13 protein-coding genes and 1 tRNA gene are annotated in these 17,710 nt (G+C 50.1%); 8 read left to right on the top strand and 6 right to left on the bottom strand.

Annotated elements, in window-relative coordinates:
* Positions 1-225 precede the first annotated feature (225 nt).
* Positions 226-675: a GNAT family N-acetyltransferase gene (locus LOS79_RS14030; RefSeq protein WP_315420746.1), complete on the top strand. Its 450-nt coding sequence runs from the start codon at positions 226-228 to the stop codon at positions 673-675.
* A gap of 145 nt (positions 676-820) precedes the next feature.
* Here LOS79_RS14030 and LOS79_RS14025 read toward each other — a convergent pair whose 3' ends face one another.
* From LOS79_RS14025 to LOS79_RS14010, 4 genes are all read right to left on the bottom strand, one after another.
* Positions 821-3,223: an ABC transporter permease gene (locus LOS79_RS14025; RefSeq protein WP_315420744.1), complete on the bottom strand. Its 2,403-nt coding sequence runs from the start codon at positions 3,221-3,223 to the stop codon at positions 821-823.
* On the bottom strand, positions 3,223-3,987 hold the full coding sequence (locus tag LOS79_RS14020) for an ABC transporter ATP-binding protein (protein ID WP_315420742.1): 765 nt from the start codon (positions 3,985-3,987) through the stop codon (positions 3,223-3,225). The genes LOS79_RS14025 and LOS79_RS14020 overlap by 1 nt, the downstream gene beginning before the upstream one ends.
* Before the next feature lie 103 nt (positions 3,988-4,090).
* Positions 4,091-5,551, bottom strand: a complete 1,461-nt coding sequence (locus LOS79_RS14015) for a sensor histidine kinase (protein WP_315420740.1) — start codon at positions 5,549-5,551, stop codon at positions 4,091-4,093.
* 24 nt (positions 5,552-5,575) lie between these two features.
* Entirely contained in the window at positions 5,576-6,274 is a 699-nt protein-coding gene (locus LOS79_RS14010; protein ID WP_315420738.1) for a response regulator transcription factor, read from the bottom strand.
* A 90-nt stretch (positions 6,275-6,364) separates the two neighbouring features.
* On the opposite strand from LOS79_RS14010, the gene LOS79_RS14005 reads away from it, so the two are divergent.
* The 5 genes from LOS79_RS14005 to LOS79_RS13985 all read left to right on the top strand — a co-directional run bounded on the left by LOS79_RS14005 (position 6,365) and on the right by LOS79_RS13985 (position 13,654).
* The gene (locus tag LOS79_RS14005) at positions 6,365-6,784 is read left to right on the top strand and encodes a DUF1801 domain-containing protein (protein WP_315420736.1); all 420 of its coding nucleotides are present in this window, start codon (positions 6,365-6,367) and stop codon (positions 6,782-6,784) included.
* Between the two features lie 15 nt (positions 6,785-6,799).
* Entirely contained in the window at positions 6,800-8,113 is a 1,314-nt protein-coding gene (locus LOS79_RS14000; RefSeq protein ID WP_315420734.1) for a hypothetical protein, read from the top strand.
* 36 nt (positions 8,114-8,149) lie between these two features.
* Positions 8,150-9,469, top strand: coding sequence for an APC family permease (locus LOS79_RS13995; RefSeq protein WP_315420732.1), 1,320 nt, complete (start codon positions 8,150-8,152; stop codon positions 9,467-9,469).
* 194 nt (positions 9,470-9,663) lie between these two features.
* Positions 9,664-9,736: transfer RNA gene (locus LOS79_RS13990), tRNA-Lys, on the top strand.
* A 474-nt stretch (positions 9,737-10,210) separates the two neighbouring features.
* Complete coding sequence (locus tag LOS79_RS13985; protein ID WP_315420729.1) at positions 10,211-13,654, top strand: glycosyl hydrolase 53 family protein; 3,444 nt, start codon at positions 10,211-10,213, stop codon at positions 13,652-13,654.
* An 87-nt stretch (positions 13,655-13,741) separates the two neighbouring features.
* Here the strand turns inward: LOS79_RS13985 and LOS79_RS13980 are convergent, their stop codons facing one another.
* Positions 13,742-14,107, bottom strand: a complete 366-nt coding sequence (locus LOS79_RS13980) for a VOC family protein (RefSeq protein WP_315420727.1) — start codon at positions 14,105-14,107, stop codon at positions 13,742-13,744.
* 137 nt (positions 14,108-14,244) lie between these two features.
* Here LOS79_RS13980 and LOS79_RS13975 point away from each other — a divergent pair, with 137 nt between their 5' ends.
* The gene (locus LOS79_RS13975) at positions 14,245-15,795 is read left to right on the top strand and encodes a S41 family peptidase (protein WP_315420725.1); all 1,551 of its coding nucleotides are present in this window, start codon (positions 14,245-14,247) and stop codon (positions 15,793-15,795) included.
* Between the two features lie 19 nt (positions 15,796-15,814).
* Here LOS79_RS13975 and LOS79_RS13970 read toward each other — a convergent pair whose 3' ends face one another.
* Positions 15,815-16,723, bottom strand: coding sequence for a hypothetical protein (locus LOS79_RS13970; protein WP_315420723.1), 909 nt, complete (start codon positions 16,721-16,723; stop codon positions 15,815-15,817).
* 526 nt (positions 16,724-17,249) lie between these two features.
* Here LOS79_RS13970 and LOS79_RS13965 point away from each other — a divergent pair.
* The gene (locus LOS79_RS13965) at positions 17,250-17,615 is read left to right on the top strand and encodes a DUF4180 domain-containing protein (protein ID WP_315420721.1); all 366 of its coding nucleotides are present in this window, start codon (positions 17,250-17,252) and stop codon (positions 17,613-17,615) included.
* Positions 17,616-17,710: the final 95 nt, after the last annotated feature.

Raw genomic sequence — 17,710 nt, 5'->3', positions numbered from 1 at the left:
CCTCCTATAATATAGTATGCCATGCATTGAACTGTAAGCGCTGTCCAAAAGCTGTCTGTCCGCACCCTGCCGCATGGACTTTGCTAAGGCACGTTCATCTCCAGTATATTTCCAGAGAATGGATGTTACAATGGCGAGTTTTTTTATAACAGAACTCACCCGTTCCATAAGCAGTTTGATTGAGGTACAATTCAATACATATTATTCCAAGAGGAGAAGATATTCATGAGACTGATTGATATTACAAGTAGTAATTGGGAAAAAGTCATTCTGTTGACCACCAACCCGAATAATCAGCACACGCTTGATGAGGAATTTGTCGCTTCGAATACATATTCGATTGTCGAGTCCATCTATGAAGCGGACTGGACAATCAAAGCGGTTGAAGAGGACGGGCAGCTAGTTGGTTTTGCAATGTACGGTCTCCCTGAAGGAAGCGGTGCTTACGAGCTGCGCAGATTCATGATTGACCGGAAATTTCAGGGGCGCGGCTACGGCAAGCAGGCCTTAGCTTTGATTATCAGAGAGATGGAAGAGAAGTTCGCCTGTAAGGAGATCTATTTGTCCACAGAGCCGGGGAACAGCAGAGGCAAGCATGTGTATGAGTCACAGGGCTTCGTAAGTACGGGTGAGCTGCAGGACGGGGAAGAGGTATATGTGCTGAGAATAAATTGAGTCTGTGATTGGAACAACGGTCCGTTCACGCAGCGTCCACACCACGAGTTAACGTATCTCTGACTCAAAACGAGGGGTGTCTCAAGCAGCCATTTCATGGCTTTTGAGACACCCCCCTTAGGCAAATATTAAGCAAAACAGCCGCTTATTCCGTCACAAGGATTCTTGGGGAATGGCTGCGGATGATTCTCGAGGCAGCCCAGCAGCCTCCGCCGGCTATGGCAATGCTCAGCAGAGCAAGCAGGGTAATTCCCGGCCAGTGCATGAGCAGCGGCAGCTTAATGATTCCGTAGGAGGACAGCAGCCCTCTCAGGATTCCAGGCAGCAGATAGACACCGCAGAATATCCCCAGAACGGCTCCGAGCGTGGCTAGCATGGCAGTTCCCCAGGTTAAAGCACTGCGGATCGTATTAGAGGTCAAGCCGATGGATTTATAGATTCCATAAGTTCGGATCTCTTTGCGTATGTGAATACGGCTGGTGCTGTAGATAATGAAGCAAGTGATCAACAGGAACAGCAGACCTAATATGCTCATGGGAATGATAAGCACGGCAGTAGCTTCCTTGAATACAGAATTGAGCAGGGTCTCCTGCTTGATGGCCTGAATATCCGTCCCGTATTTCTCATTCAGCTCCCCGGCAATCGCACCGGCATCAGTGCTATCCTGTAAATTCAGATAACCGGCATCCGGAGTCAGATTATGAACTACGTCTGCAGTTACCCGTGCCTGATAAGACATATTGGCAATAGACTGATAGATTCCGGTCACGGTGAAAGAATGCTTCTCCCCTTCAATAAAGAGCTCGACAATATCGCCGATTTCTTTGTGAAGCTCACGGGAGATGTTGATGCCGATGGAGATTTCATTACGGTTATGCGGATTGCGGCCGGTGGTGGAGGCAAGCCCGATTTCGTCCATACTGCCTTCAACCACCGTCAGCGGAATATTGACCGATTGCGGGCGGCTGCCGGAGGCCTCCGGGTTCCCGGACCGGTCTGCAGCAGCAACACCAATCGTATACCCTATCCAGTTCAGATCGAGCACCCTTGGATCTGCTGAGATATCCTGGATCAGACCGCTGCGGTCGAATTCCACGGCATTCGTGACCATAACTACCACATCCGAAGAGTCATATCCCCAGAGCGGGGACGTTTCCTGCATCTGGTAGATACTGTTCAGCAGGACCAGACCGAAGACCAGTACAGCCGAGGTTACAGTAGTCAGAAAGAGCATCAGCAGTGAGCCCTTCAGATTCTTGGTTATGTTCCTTAGGCCAATTACTGCTGGAACAGGCAAGCGCGCGAATTCTTTACCGCGTTTGCGGCTCTCGCCCCAGCGGTTGTTAGTCCGGCTGTGATCTGCTTCTGACATGCCGTACCGGATGGCCTGCATGGGCTGAATGGAACGGGCTTTACTCGCGTAGATCCACACGACCAGCAGAATCAGCAGCAGGATGGCTGCTCCTACAACAGACTCTATACCCGTACCCCCAACCTTGATGGAGGAATGGTCTGTTTTTAAGAAGGACAAGGACTGTTCAATGATAATACCGGATAGCAGCCGGCTGAGCAGCAGCCCGGGTATTATGGTGATTAGCGAAATGAAACTATACTGAATGAGATACATTGATATAATCTGTCTTGACGACAGGCCCAGCGACTTGAAGATTCCGATCGTTTTGTAATTGGCCAGGATGGCATCTGAAATCGTGAAGCCGATCGTATACAGGGCAACCAGCATCATGACCAGCCCGAGGAAGCTCATGACGAACCCGATAATTTTGTTCATGATGAAGTAGAAGGCGGAGAGCTCCTCATACGTGGTTCTCTCTTCCATAAAAGGAGTACCCAAATAGTCCTCAAACCGCTCCCAGTAAGCAGGGCTCTGGCTGCAATCATCGAACCGGATGCCGATCAGATAGGAATCAGCGGCTTTTAGAGATCCCAGATCCTGCGCATAGTCCGCCGGATTCATCCAGATGCGTGCCGTTGTTGAGAAGGGGCCGCCCAGCGGCAGGTCGATAATAACAGCTGAGACAGTCAGCTGCAAAGGCTTCTTTCCGGCTTTGAACTGAAGTGTATCTCCTACGGCAACATCATATTTATAGGCTAGTGAAGTGGGAACCCAAATGTTTCCCGGCTCAGGATAGGCAGTATCCCGGCCCTGGGCGAACACCGGCTCATCTGTACCGAAAGGACGCGCAGGTGTATTCATCATATACAAGAAAAGATTGGGAATATCTTCACCATCATGGATGATACCGGCCAGCGGCTTGTAGGGCATAGCGGAAGATACCGTAATTCCCTGCTGGGCTGCCCACCATTCCCGGACCATCTGGGGATCATGCACGCCTTTAGTCAAATTTAGCAGTTCATGCGATCCTTTAGTTTCCTGGTGCATCCCCTCATATAAATCTTCTGAGTTTGTAATCACGTTTATCGCGGTGCTGATCAGCAGGGTGGACAGCAGAAGGAGCAGCCCGATCAGGCTATTCTGAACCTTGCGCCTTCTCAGATTTCCGAGACAAATGGACAAGATTGCCGCCATCACGCATTGCCCCTCTCGGAAATATAAGAGAAGATCAGCGATTCCCTGTCCTGCAGCTGATCCGGAGAGAAGGAACCGAATTCAAGTACACCGCCGACTTTACCGTCCCGGATGAAGATCAGGCGGTTCGCCCGGCAGGCAGCCTTAATATCATGGGTGACCATCACGATGGACTGGCCTTCGGTATTCATCTTCGTCAGGATATCGAGTACAGCTACACCCTGATCATAATTCAGGCTTCCTGTCGGCTCATCGGCAAAAATAATCTCCGGCCTATTGATAATCGCCCGTGCAATAGCCGCCCTCTGCTGCTGTCCACCGGATACCTCGGCAGGCAAGCGGAAGCGCTGGGCATCAATGCTCATTGCCTGCATAACGGACAGCACCTTCTGCTTCACTTCCCGCTTGGGAATACCGGCAACATAACCGGGCAAGGCAATATTCTCGAACAGTGTCAGGTCAGGCACCAGGTTGCTGCTCTGGTAGATGTAGCCGATTTTCCGGGCTCTGAAGCCAGCCAGCTCTTTGTCCGAGAAGGTATCCATGCGCTGCTGATGGAAGTACACCTCACCTGCCGTTACAGAGTCAAGCCCGCTCAGCAGATAGAGCAGTGTAGATTTGCCGGACCCCGAATCACCCATAATAACTGTGAAATCCCCCTGATATATACTCAGGTCGATATTGCGGATGGCATGGAACTGCTCGCTGCCTGTCGAGTAGGTTTTACAGAGATTTTTTGTCTGAATAATAGCAGTCTTCGTCATATACAGGACCCTCCCGCTGTGCTCTTTTGTACCCATTATAGAAGGGGGATCTTGCAGGAAGCTTATCAAGATATTAATAAAGTATTACAAGCCGCTTCAGGCTCTAGCCTACCGGCAGTATAAGGTAGAACTCTGTTCCGTGATGCTTGATGCTTTTGAAAGAAATGCTGCCGTGATGGGCCTCTGCAATATGTTTGCAGATCGACAGGCCAAGTCCGGTGCCTTCCTTGAACCGCTTGGCATATTGTGAGGGAGCCTGCCCCTGGAAATACCGCTCGAAAATAAACGGCATATCCTGTTCCAGAATGCCTTCCCCTGTATCGGATACAGTCAGCTTGAGCTGATCATGCTCTCTGATGATGTCTACGCGGATCGTGTCACCTGCAGCCGTATGCTTCAGGGCATTGGCAATCAGGTTGGAGAGCAGCTGCTCTATCCGGACAGGGTCAACACGAATCAGTACATTGGGAATCTCAGCAGGTTCGATGAATACTTTGCCGGCTGCCCGGATATAAGGTCCCATAGGCTTAAGAATATTTACGAATGTCTCCCGGCTGTAGCACTCTGTAAGGTTCACAGAGATTTGCCCCAAATCCCTTAACGCATGGACGAGCAGATCCTCAACTAAACCGGCCATTTTGTTGGTTTGACTCTGAATAATGGTCATGTATTCCATCACAGCCGGCAGATCAGGGCAGACACCGTCCTGAATGGCGTCGATATACGCTTTGACTGCGGTCAGTGGGGTCTTAAGATCATGTGAAATATTGGTAATCAGCTCTTTTTGCGCTTTATCCCGGGCTTCCCTCTGCCGGCTGAGCTCCATAATCTCACTTCGCATCTGATCAAACACAGCATACACCTCACCGATCTCATCCTGCTGCCCGTACTCCGCTTTCTGTTCATAGTTTCCCCTGAGGATGGCTTCGGCAAGACCCTTGAGTCCGGTAATCGGATTGAGCAGATCCAGATTCACTTTCCTTCTGAGCTGAAACAGGAGGAACAGAAGAAGGAGAACGGAGGCAGTCATGAGGGCCGGAGCGATAACCGGAAAAGAGGAAGCCTGCGGGTAACGGACAGCAGCTTCAGAAAGGGTGAACAGGGCATTTCCGGCCTGGATTCCGGAGTCAGGATCTATAACCGGAAAAGCCAGCCTAAAGCTGTCTTGCCCGGTTCCCGCTCTATAGAGATCGTAATGAAGATCAGCTTTAAGATTAAGCCGGGCCTTACCAGCAGGAAGCGGGTCAGAGGTGTCGAACAGAACCGTTCCGTCCAGACCTGCATACTGCAGGCTCAACTGCTGCTGCCGGCTCAGGGCCAGCAGCTTATCCAGGAACGCGGGCCGGGAATCAGCCGTGGTCTGGTTCAGGTCTTCATGATGCTCCTCCAGCAGGAACATCAGCTCGCTGACCTCAACACGTGCCAGGTTTACTGCATAAGAAGGCTGAACCTCCTGCTTCTGATGTGACAGCGTGTAGATAAGAACGATTCCGCTAACGGTGAAGCAGATTATACATAGCGATGCCGAGATGAACCACCGCTTGAACCAGTTGCTCCAATACATAGTTCTGCTGCTCCGTTCTGTTAATTAATCCAGAGAAAACTTATAGCCGACTCCCCATACGGTCCGGAGATAGACCGGGCTTGAAGGGTCAGCCTCCAGCTTCTCCCGCAGCCGGCGGATGTACACGGTGATGGTGTTCTCGTCGCCCTGGGAGGTGTAGCCCCAGATCTGATCAAGCAGCTGGCTTTTGGAGAACACCTGGTTTTTATGCTCGGCCAAATAGTACAGCAGCTCGAATTCCTTGGCAGACAAGGAGATCTCCTGCCCGTTAAGTGTGGTTTTATAGGCCTTTTTATCAAGGGTAACCGCTCCCAGGGTGAGCAGGGCATCAGTTCCTGGGAGGCTGGTCATCCCGTCAATTCTGCGGAGATGGGCCTGGATTCTGGCGACCAGTTCACTGATGGAGAACGGCTTGGTCATATAATCATCCGCCCCGAAGCCAAGAGCCAGAACTTTGTCCGTGTCGCTGCCGCGTGCGCTTAAGATCAGAACCGGCTGATTCGTCCGCCCGCGGATCTGCCGGCAGAGATCAATGCCATTGACATCCGGCAGCATAATATCCAGAATAATGAAGTCAGGCGCCAGCATGTCCACCAGCCGGAGACCGTCCGCACCATTGCCGGCAATATGTGCCTCATAGCCTTGCAGCTGAATATAGTCTTTGAGAATCCGGGAGATATCATGTTCGTCCTCGATAATGAGAATCCGTTTAGGCTGATTCATATTTATTCTCCTGCCGATTTTATTTTCTCTAACATTCTACCATAATAGGGAGACAACAGCTGTTTCTATAAATGAAGGAGTGAATGGGCGATGTACGAGCAAAAGACGAAAGAAACCGATAACAGCGTCATTGAATTCATAGAAGCCATCGATAGTCTCAAGAAACGTGAGGATGCGTATAGGCTGCTGGATATCTTCAGTGAGACAACCGGGTTTCCGGCGGTAATGTGGGGACCGAGCATTATTGGTTTCGGAGCGTACCACTACAAATATGCTACCGGTCATGAAGGGGATGCACCGCTGGCAGGCTACTCGCCGAGAAAAGCAAAGATCAGCCTGTATTTTGCTACGGGGGATGATGAGCGGGACGTACTGCTGCAGAAGCTGGGGAAGCACACGGCCGGCAAGGCCTGTGTCTATGTGAACAAGCTGGATGATATTGATACAGAGGTGCTGAAGGCGTTAATCCGGCAATCGGTGGCGTTTCTGAGAGAGACTTATGGAGAGTAGATCAGGAGGAGATTTATGGTGAAGAAGCAGTTAATTAGCCTATTATTCATTATTGTTCTGTCTGTAAGTGGCATCAGTACGGCAAATGCAGAGACAAAGGCGGTGTATCCGACAGATCACGGGCCCCGCCAGTCCGCATTTGCGGCACCGGCAGCAAAGCCCGGGCTGAAGTGGGCGGTTCCTTTTGACGGGGACATAGAGCAGGTGGTCATTGATTCTGCCGGAATCTTGTACGTCCTCTCTGACAATTCGCGTGAGCTGAAATTGACTGCAGTCCAGCCGGGCGGCAAGCTCCTCTGGTCCAAGGTGATTAATGGCTCAGCCGCAAGCGGCCTCTATCTGTATAATGATAAATATCTGATTGTGTCAGGTACGCTGGATACGCAGGAGGTCCGTGATAAGTCGGAGGTGTATCAGCCGAGCGGAATCCTCTCTAAATATACCATTAGCGGAGAGCTGGTCTGGGAAAATATTTATGAAGATACGCATTTTGCTGTCCGGCACAGTGACCTTACGGTGGATGAGACAGACGGATTCATAGCTTTTGCTGCCACCCTGTATTCCACGGCAAAAGGTAGCAGCCTCACTAAAGAAGAGGTCCGGCTGATTGGGGTAAGTGCTGATGGAAAGACACAGTTTAATACGCCTGTGGTTGCTTCAACCGATAGGATTCCGGTCTATTACTCCAACCCGCTGATCGTAAAAGGCAATATCTATCTCTCCTCATCCAAAGGGTATTACAGGCCCTACAGCAAGCGTGCGGAAATGGCCGAATTCGATGACGCCAGGTTCATGAAATACAATAAGCAGGGCAAGCTGCTGTCCAGTACGGATTATAAAGGAATTGTTCCCTATGCTCCGGTCTATTATAATAATCATTTCTATCTGGTTGGTGAGCCATACAATAAAGATAATAACCTGTATATCATCAATACGGACGGCAAGCTTACCAAGAAGATTAGCGTGAAGCGCGGATTTATCGGCAGTGAGCTTCCTCCTTCGATCAGCAAGGAGGGGAATATTGTTTTTGGACAACGTGTGTATGACCCAAGCGGCAAGCTGATCTGGAGCTTCCTGCCTGCTTCCCTCAAGGAAAAGGTATACCGGTTCTACCCGAAAGACAGGCTAACGATAGACAGCAAGCAGAATATCTTGTTCACCAGTATGGATAACCTGAACGGCGGTAACGGTATTACATCCATCAATATGATTTCCCGGAAGGTAAACTGGTATGTGAAGGTAGATTCTGTCCTGGACAGTCCGGTAGTCATCGGGAAAGACGGAACAGTCTATGTCTGGGGAACCAAGCTGTTTGCATTTGGCTCTTAAGCTGTATCAGATTCATAAATATGAGCTGGAAGGACAATGAACGACATCATGAGTACGAAGCCGTTAGTGAAAACTGTTACATTTTTTGAAGCCCTGGCCCTGGTGGTAGGAATGATTATCGGATCGGGGATTTTCCTGAAGCCGGGGATTGTACTGAATAACGCGGGAAGCCCATGGATGAGCATCCTGGCCTGGGGTGTAGGGGGACTGATTACGCTGGCTTCGGCCCTGAGCGTGGCGGAGATCGCTGCGGCAATTCCGAAGTCAGGCGGCCTGTATACCTATTTAAGTGAATTATACGGCGGTGTATTCGGCTATCTGCTGGGCTGGGTGCAGGCGGTAATCTCCTATCCGGCATCGGTTGCGGCGCTGGCGATTGCTTTTGCTACCTACTCGGGGTATTTCCTGCCGCTCAATCACTGGCAGCAGAAGCTGCTGGCGGTGGGCATTCTCGGGTTCATTCTGCTGATGAATGTCATTGCCACCAAATTCGGCGGAATCATCCAGACGGTGGCAACGGTGGGCAAGCTGATTCCGGTGGCAGGGATCGTGGGTGTAGGCCTGTTCTCTAACCTGGCTCCCGGCTTTGGCGGAATTGGCGCATCAGCTGCGGGTGCAGGCTTCGGGGCTGCGGTGCTGGGCACGCTCTGGGCGTATGACGGCTGGATCAGCGTCACTAATATGGCAGGAGAAATCAAGGACCCGGCAAAGACGCTGCCAAAAGTCATTTCAATCGGGGTTATCTTCGTAATCGCTGTATATGTACTCTTTAACATTGCCGTGTTCAAGGCGCTGCCCTACGGGCAGATCATTTCTTCAGCGACTCCGGGTGCGGATGCAGCAGAGGCGCTGTTCGGCAGCGGCGGCGGAGCTTTCATTACAGCAGGGATTATTGTCTCTGTGCTGGGAGCGCTCAACGGATATCTGATGACTGCGGCGCGGGTGCCGCAGGCGATGGGGGAGCAGAAGCAGATTCCGTTTTCCCGGGTGCTGAGCAGCATTCATCCGAAGTTCCAGACACCGGCCAATGCGCTTATTTTCCAGAGTGTGCTGGCAGTCATCTATATTTTCTCAGGGACTTTTAACACGCTTACTGATCTGCTGGTGTTTGTGCTGTGGATATTCTTTACGATGGGCGTATTCGGCGTGTTCCTGCTGCGCCGGAAGCTGCCGCCGGTTCAGGGGCGCTACCGTGTGCCGTTATACCCGCTGACTCCGATAATCGGGGTAGGCGGCGGAATTTACATTCTGGCCAGTACAATCATCAGTGATCCGCTGCGCTCGCTTGTAGGCATCGGCATTACGCTGGCCGGACTCCCGATATATTATGTGCTGGCCCGGAAGAACCGGGAGTAGCCAAGCTTGCGGAATCTGCTGCGGTGCAGGGCTGTTCCTGCTTTGTGCTGCGGCGGTCTGCTGCTGATATATTAATTTTAAAGAAAAGGTTGACAGAGGCGGATTTAAAAAGTATACTATGAAAGTATCTTTTGAGCGGAAGTTCACAGCTTAGAGATTCTCGTCTAGTATAATTGCATACATAGACACCATCTGGACTCTTAGCTCAGTTGGTAGAGCAGTTGACTCTTAATCAATTTGTCCAGGGTTCGAGTCCCTGAGAGTCCATCCTAAAGAAAACGGCAGAGATGCCGTTTTTTTGCTGTCTGGATATAATTAATAAGATTTTGGGTCCCGTAAAATACCTGAGTCCGCTTATTATCACGGAAGTGAACTCATTCAAGGATGAAGCAATATACATCTTCAGTTCCTAGAGGAAACTCAGGGATAGTTGTATTATGTGCAATTATATGGAAAGAAAAGAAGTTGCTCGATCGGATAGCTGCACTCTGTACAACTAAGTTCGCCTGAAAATAAACAGTGCTGAATAGCACAATCAACAGCTACAAAATATCAAAAAAATTGAATTAGTATATGTTTTCGTTGTTTTGCCTAATTATGGGCGGCCATTACATTCGTCTATACTAACCTGAGACGGTGAAGGGGGAAGTGAGGAGGCGGAAACGAGCGGAACATTATTTTATGAAAGCGCTTATTAATCTTGTTAAGTGCTGTTTGCTATACCTAAAAGGAGGATATTTAATGAAAAAAGGACAACGAATACTTGTTAAGCTGCTTATCCTTGCAATTCTTGTATCCATGACGGCCTTGGGTCAGCCGCTCAAGGTAAACGCCTCAACCCTTCCGGGTTCGTTCGCCAAAGGCGCCGATGTCAGCTGGCTGCCGCAACTGGAAGCCTTGGGTTATAAATTCTACAATGAACAAGGAGCAGAGCAGGATCTGCTGCAGATCTTAAAGGATTACGGAATCGACTCGATCCGCTTGCGGGCTTTTGTGAATCCGTCAGATGATCCTTCCAATGGCCATAACAGTACAGAGGAACTGGTGCAGTTGGCCTCCCGTGTAAGCGCTCTCGGGTTCAGGGTTATGATTGATTTGCATTACAGCGATTCCTGGGCGGACCCGGGGAAGCAGGTTACACCTGCAGCCTGGGCTAATGACAATCTGGAGCAGTTGAAGGTGCATGTATCGGAGTATACTTCGGAAGTCATGAATGCGCTCAAGACGGCAGGCGTAACCCCGGAGTGGGTGCAAATCGGCAATGAGATTAACAACGGAATGATGCACCCGCTCGGGAGCTACAGCAACACTGAGAATCTGGTTCAATTGATTCAAGCCGGATCAAGTGCGGCCAGAGCGGTTTTCCCGGCAACGAAGATCATCATTCACCGGGCGAACGGGGCAGATAACGGAGTAGTCTCTTTCTATGACGGACTGGTTGCGGCAGGGCTCAAGGATACTGATTACGACATTATTGGTTTATCCTATTATCCCGAGTCGGTCTTCACTTCCAGCATTGATGAATTATCTGCCAACATGAATACGCTCGCTGCTAAATTTGGCAAGGAAGTTATGATTGTAGAGGTTGGCGGAAACGTCAGCACGAATGCAGACAATGTATATAACATGCTCGTAGCTGTGCAGAACCATTCCAAGGCGGTGCCGGACGGGCAGGGAACAGGCGTGTTTTATTGGGCGCCTGAAGGCGTTTATTTCGGATATCCGCTGTCTGCATGGAATCCGGATGGTACTCCTTCTTTTGCAATGAATGCATTTAAGGACGGGGCTGCGGAGATTAACCGCTATCCGGTAGAATCACTTACGCTGGATAAGCACACAGCTTCCATTGAAGAAGGGGGAACGGGCAGTATCAAGGCTGTCATAAGTCCTGATAATGCAACCTATAAAGGCGTTACCTTCACAAGCTCCAATCCCGAAGTTGTAAAAGTAGACCGGTATAAGGGCACGATTTCCGGCCTTGCTGCCGGGACAGCTACAGTAACTGCTGTTACGTATGACGGCGGGTTTACAGATGCTGCTGAAATCACTGTAGTTGCGGGTACAAGCTTAATCCAGAATCCCGGTTTCGAGGATGGCTTGAACAACTGGACAGTTACAGGTGATGCCGGCGCGGTAAGTACAGATTCCGACAAGCATTCAGGATCAGCTGCATTGCATTACTGGAGTGCGGGAGCTGGTGAATTCCAGGTATCCCAGACGATTACAGGGCTTGAGAATGGAACCTATCAATTATCGGCCTGGGTCTCGGGCGGCGGTGAGGAAGAGACCGCTGAGATTTTTGCGGGAGATCAGAAGCAGAGCTTCAAGAATACAGGCTGGCAGATCTGGTCCAATCCGGCGATTGATCATATTGAAGTTACGGATGGAATACTCAGCATTGGCGCAAAGCTGAAATATTCCGGCGGGCAGTGGGGAAATATTGACGATTTCAAGCTGGTTAAGCAAGCCGGAGCCATTCAAACGTCGAATCTTACAGTGAACGGAAAGCTTGCTGACTGGTATTTGGAAGGGAACAAGCCTTCAACATTCGGTGACAGCAACGCTTCGGGCGGATTTGATTATGGCGACGATAAGCCAATTGATTTCACGATTACCCACGAGATTACAGGACTTGAGCCCGGAACCTATACACTGAATGCTAAAGTATTCGGGGACAAAGGCGAGCCTGATCCCGGATCAGTCATGTACATTGTTTCGGAGGGACAGACTTATTCCGTTCCAATCACCTATTCAGGCAGCGCCTGGCTGAACCCCCGGACGCTGACACTGAAGTATGTACATGTCGGGGATGACGGAATTGCCCAAGTGGGCTTCACGGTAAAAACAAATTCGGACAATCATTACGGTTACCTGGACGAGGTGACATTTGTGCGGAACCCTGACTCTTCTCCGGAAATTCCAAGTGAGCCTACGCCGGATCCGGGAGAGGCGCCGGCAGAAACGCCAGTAGAATCTCCGGCTGCAAGTCCAACTGCAAGCCCTTCACCAAGTCCAACCGCGGATTCCAGCAGTGTGTGGTCTGCTCCGCAGGCGGCACTGAAGCCAACGCCGCAGCCAGCGGCGCAGCCGGATGTTAAAGTGCTGACTACCCCGGAAGCAAATGCTGAGAATAAGATTGTAATCTCGGCTCAAGACGGAGTGAAGGAAGTAAGGCTGCCTGCAAACGCAGCTGCAATAAATGGGACAAATCGCCTAAGAGTGGAAGCTAAGGATGCGGTTATAGAGATTCCGGGGAAGGTTCTTAAGGAGCTTCAAGTGCTCGCTGGAGAGAATGCTGAGGATAAAATGATTTCCTTAGAATGGGCGTCTTTGTCTGCTGAAGACAAGTCCGCGCTGTTACAACTGGCGGATAACAAGAGTGATGCTGAACTGAAGCTGGCTGGAGATGTGTATAGCTTCAATCTGTCTATCGTTAATCCGGACGGTACAAAGACCCCGATGACACACTTCACAGAACCGGTCACCCTCCGTTTGAAGGTGCAGGCTGGCGCAAATGTGCAGCTGCTCGGAGTGTATAATATCGCAGACGAAGGGACACTTGAGTATGTTGGCGGAACGATGGATCAGGGTGTGATGCTCGCTCAGGTAAATCATTTCAGCAAGTATGCCGTACTCGAATATAACAAGACTTTCGCAGATGTTGCCAGCGATCATTGGGCATACAACGTAATTAAAGAAGCTGCAGCCAAACATATTATTGCAGGCATCAGTGAGAGCAGCTTCGCACCCAAGCAAGAAGTGACCCGGGCAGAATTCGTCTCCATGCTCGTCCGCGCGCTTGGTGTGAAGAACGCTAATGCCAGTCCGTTTAATGACGTAGAACATACAAAATGGTATGCGGGCGGGATTGCAGCGGCTTATGAAGCCGGTCTGGTGAAGGGTTACGCAGCAGGCAGGTTCGAGCCTGAAGCGCACATTACACGTCAAGAGATGGCTGTGATGCTGATGCGGGCTTACGAGATTCGCACTGGAAATGTAACACCGTTAGTTTCACTTGCTAAATTTTCCGATTCAGACAAGATCGACAACTGGGCTGTGAATGCAGTAAGTGCTGCTCAATCACTCGGCTTCATCAATGGAAACGCGGATGGCTTCTACCTGCCGCAGTCATTCACGAACCGGGCAGAAAGTGCGAAGGCAGTATCTTTGCTGCTTGCGAAATAATCCGGACTGGTATTCTTTAAAAGTAAAGACCGTTATCTGATCTTATAAAGGTGATCGGATAACGGTCTTTTTGCTGATGAATTTGGACTAAATATGCTCCGCAAGCTGTACCTCGAACCCGTCCGGGTCCAGGATATACAGGAAACGCAAATGCGGATTGGGGCTTACGGGCCCGCGCGCAATAGGGATACCCTCGTTGCTTAGCTCGGTTATAGCTTCATCCAGTGAACCTACCTCAAATCCGACCGATACGCCGCATTCCGGCTTCAGATCCGGGTCACTGCCCCGGATTAACTCGATTTTTGGCTGCCCTGCTGCACCCAGCATGACAATCTGCCGCCCTCTGCTCTCAAATCTGCGCTCTATAGGCAGCCCCAAAATCCGGTGATAGAAATCCAGGGAAGCCTCCAGATCGCGTACTCTCAGCGTAATCCAGTTCATGCTTAACTTCATGTGGCTAGGCTCCTTTGTATGTAATCCTGATTGTGTCCATTATATACGATTAGTTTGTCTTTTTTAACAGACGTCTTGTGCCTGATAACGCTACAATTAATTAGGAAGGTTGTTAGTTGACTGCCGGAGGCTACAGAATGAAAAAGATTCTATTGTTGTCGGTATTACTTGTGCTTGCAGGACTACTATTTGGAGCATGGCTGCTGGGAGGCGAGGGGTCTCAGGAAGCTGTGCCTGAATTAACGGCTGCGCAGAAGCGGGAGGATTTCGCGTTTCTGGCTAAGCTTGTGAAGGAGGCGTATCCTCTGGGGCAGGTGCTGCAGACGGACAAAGGGCTGGCAGATCCGGATGAGCTCAGTCAGGATTTCATTACCCGGGCCGGAAAGACTCCCGATAATGCAGCATTTCTAGAGCTATTCTTCGAGTATATGACATTCCTGGGACAGGCGGGACATGCGCAGGCAGTATTCGATGAGCCGTATGAACCGCTATTAGCTTACTTCTATAATATTGATAAACAGGCTTACCGCTCAAGGGAATATTGGCGTGAACTGGCTGCCGGGGTCCAGATGTATGTATATTCCGAAGCTGATATTTATTATGAACAGGGCAAATATGTGCTGAAGCAGGATTACTATGCCGGTGAATCCCTGTTTCCGGCAGGCTCTGTCATTAAGCGGGTGGACGGCCTTGCTGTAGAGGCTTATGCCAAGTCGGTGCAGACCCGGCTTCACCTTGCCTGGGATGCGGAGCTTCATCAGGTCTATCTGCAGACGCTGCTTGGTGCCGATCCTGGCACCGGCGCCTGGCTGATTGAAGCCGTCCGTCCTGACGGTACGGTAGCCAGAGGCGATTTTCCTGTATATCAGGGATATAAGCCGCCTTATCCCGACGACCAGCAGGATAGTAATGTAATTACCCGGGAGTTGGACGGCCAGACCGGATACATTAAGATTTTCAGCTTTGCCGGTGATAAGGAGCAGGATGGCCGGGCCATTCAGGAATTCATGCAGCAGTCGGCGGGGAAATACTCCAAGCTGATCATAGATTTAAGACGAAACGGCGGCGGGGAAGATGATTACTGGGCGGATAATTTAGTGAAGCCTTTGTTACAAGCACCCGTAGATTATGTACAGTCGGCGAGCGTAAAGAAATCCTTTCTGGAACGTTATGGCTTGCGGTTTCGCCTGTACAAACAATTGGTCAGCTCTACGCTGACCCAAAGGGACAGATATGATGTAACCGGAGTAACCAGAGAGTATCTGCCGGACCTGGACTCTGCAGAATGGGTTACTTACAGGGTGACTAAGCATTGGGAGCCGGAGAATTCTTTTCCCTTTAACGGCAAACTGGTTGTGCTTGTAGACAACGACAGCTTCTCGGCGGCTGACAACTTCACTGCGGCTGTCCGCAAGCTGGGGCTGGGTACGGTAGCAGGAACGAATACGGGAGGCGGAGCCTGTGTGTACATGGAGCCTTACCGGTATGCGCTGCCGAACAGCGGGCTGATGTTCAAGCTCGAAACAGACCTGAACAGAAATGCTGAAGGGCAGATTAATGAAATCTATGGAACGCAGCCGGATGTTCTGCTGGAGAGCTCAAGGTATCCTACAGCTTATCCGGCCGGTTATGACCCGGAGGAGTTGAAGCAGGATGAATGGGTCCGCAAGGTGATGGAGGGATTGTAGCGGGCCGAACCTGCAGCCTTCAGCGTGTAATATACAGAATCCGTGATTCCGGACACATGAAGACAAATAAATGGACCGGGTGAACAAAGTTCAGGAAAGTATCAGGGTTGCGCCGGTCGGGAAAGGTGAACTGCGGATTTAGAATTTGATTCTCCGTGTCGGAGTTAATGGAGCAGACAAACCGCATAATCCGGCCTGTCCGGGGGCAGCGGTGCAAAACCGGGTCATTATACCAGACGGGTACTCCACATACATTCATCTCTTCCAAATCCTCAAAGTTTACGGCATCTACATCCTCGTATACCTCGTAATTCACCTGCTGATATTCAATATCACGGACACGGCCGGAAGTGCTGAACCAGGCATCTGAGTGATTTACTAAATTAATAACGGTTGGAGCAGCCGGGTTAGAGTAGTCGAGGAATACACGGCTCAGGCATTCATTTACCGGGAAGGCTAAATGGAGCTTGTCTGCTCCGAGCCAGGAGAATTTCGGATCAGTTCCATCGATAGTTCCAATGTATTGAAAAGGAGTCTTTAGGTCGGGGTGTACCGGTTTAGTGTATCCCTCAGGAAGAGGACCGCCAATCCGGTGGCGTCCGTGTTTGCTTTTGCGCAGGAAAAAGATCCGGTTCTCGGGAAAAGAGATGTCCTCCACCTTTTGATTAGGGTACCATTTCGCATCCAGGTTATCCTCCTCCTCCAAGTAATCACTTACGCTAAGCAGGGTATGTCCTTTGAACGCCCCCGTCTGCCCCCGCTCCATACGGTTGAAGAATTGAAAGGTCGCTTCATCCACACAGTGGGTATAGATAGAGGCCGCAAGATCATAGTCATGAATGATGCTGAAATGTACATGGCGGATCCCCTCATTTTGTTGTATAAGGGCATGAATGTGAGCTTTGTAGCGCTGTTCTTGCTCCTGCATAAATTTAATGTTCCTGTAGAGGTGTACACAATTCCAGAGGGCCTCAGAACGGAGCAACACCCTCTGATCATCCCGGTTCTTAGTCTCTTCCAGCCATTTTGAGACATCTGCGTAGACCATTCCTTGTTTATTAGCAGGACTGATGTAGACGTTGTACGGCCCTGTGTGGATTAAAATATGATATTGATCTGGGCCAAAGGATGCTGCAGGAACAACCTTGACCGGTGACGCTGAATTCACCTTCTGAAGAAACGCCTGGACCTCAATGGGGTCTAAAATGGCAGCACGTCCTTCTGATGAACTCACATGAACCTCCACTCCTCTTCCTGTATCAATAGGCTCCCAGGTTATAGTCTGTCTGCTGAAAAATCCTGCCACTTTCTGCCTCATCTCCATTTGGAATAATATAGGTTGTAAGATATCTTCCCTATTGGCGGAGCAGAATCCTGCATACAGAAAAGATTACAGCAGTGTAGTACAATATTAAGATTAAGATTAAGAAGGATTGCTAACAGGAGGCTTGATTATGAATATAACAACAGTAGACAAAAGCGGAAAATTAATAGCCATAGTGAACGGAAATGAGATTGTGGTCAATGATGTGCAGAGCGCGCTGGATCTGATGGCAACCGTCCGTTATGAGGCTGACTGCGACCGGATCATTATCCACAAAGCGCTGCTCAGCGAAAGCTTCTTCGATTTGAAGACCAGGCTTGCAGGCGATATTCTGCAGAAGTTCATCAATTATCATGTAAAAGTGGCAGTGGTAGGCGATTTCAGCGGCTATTCCAGCCGGAGCCTGCGCGATTTCATTTATGAGTGCAATAACGGGAAGGATATCTTTTTCCTGGATGATGAGCAGCAGGCGGTAGAGAAGCTAAGTGGAGTATAGGCGCAGCCTTAACTTATCGCTGATATCATAATGAAATTGTTAACTCCGGTCCTTCAGGGCCGGGGTTATTTGGTTTTCAGGTTAATGGTAATTCA

Origin of the sequence: Paenibacillus sp. MMS20-IR301, from assembly GCF_032302195.1 — a bacterium.
Taxonomy (GTDB): Bacteria; Bacillota; Bacilli; order Paenibacillales; family Paenibacillaceae; genus Paenibacillus_AQ.
This window is presented reverse-complemented; position numbering and strand designations above follow the sequence as displayed.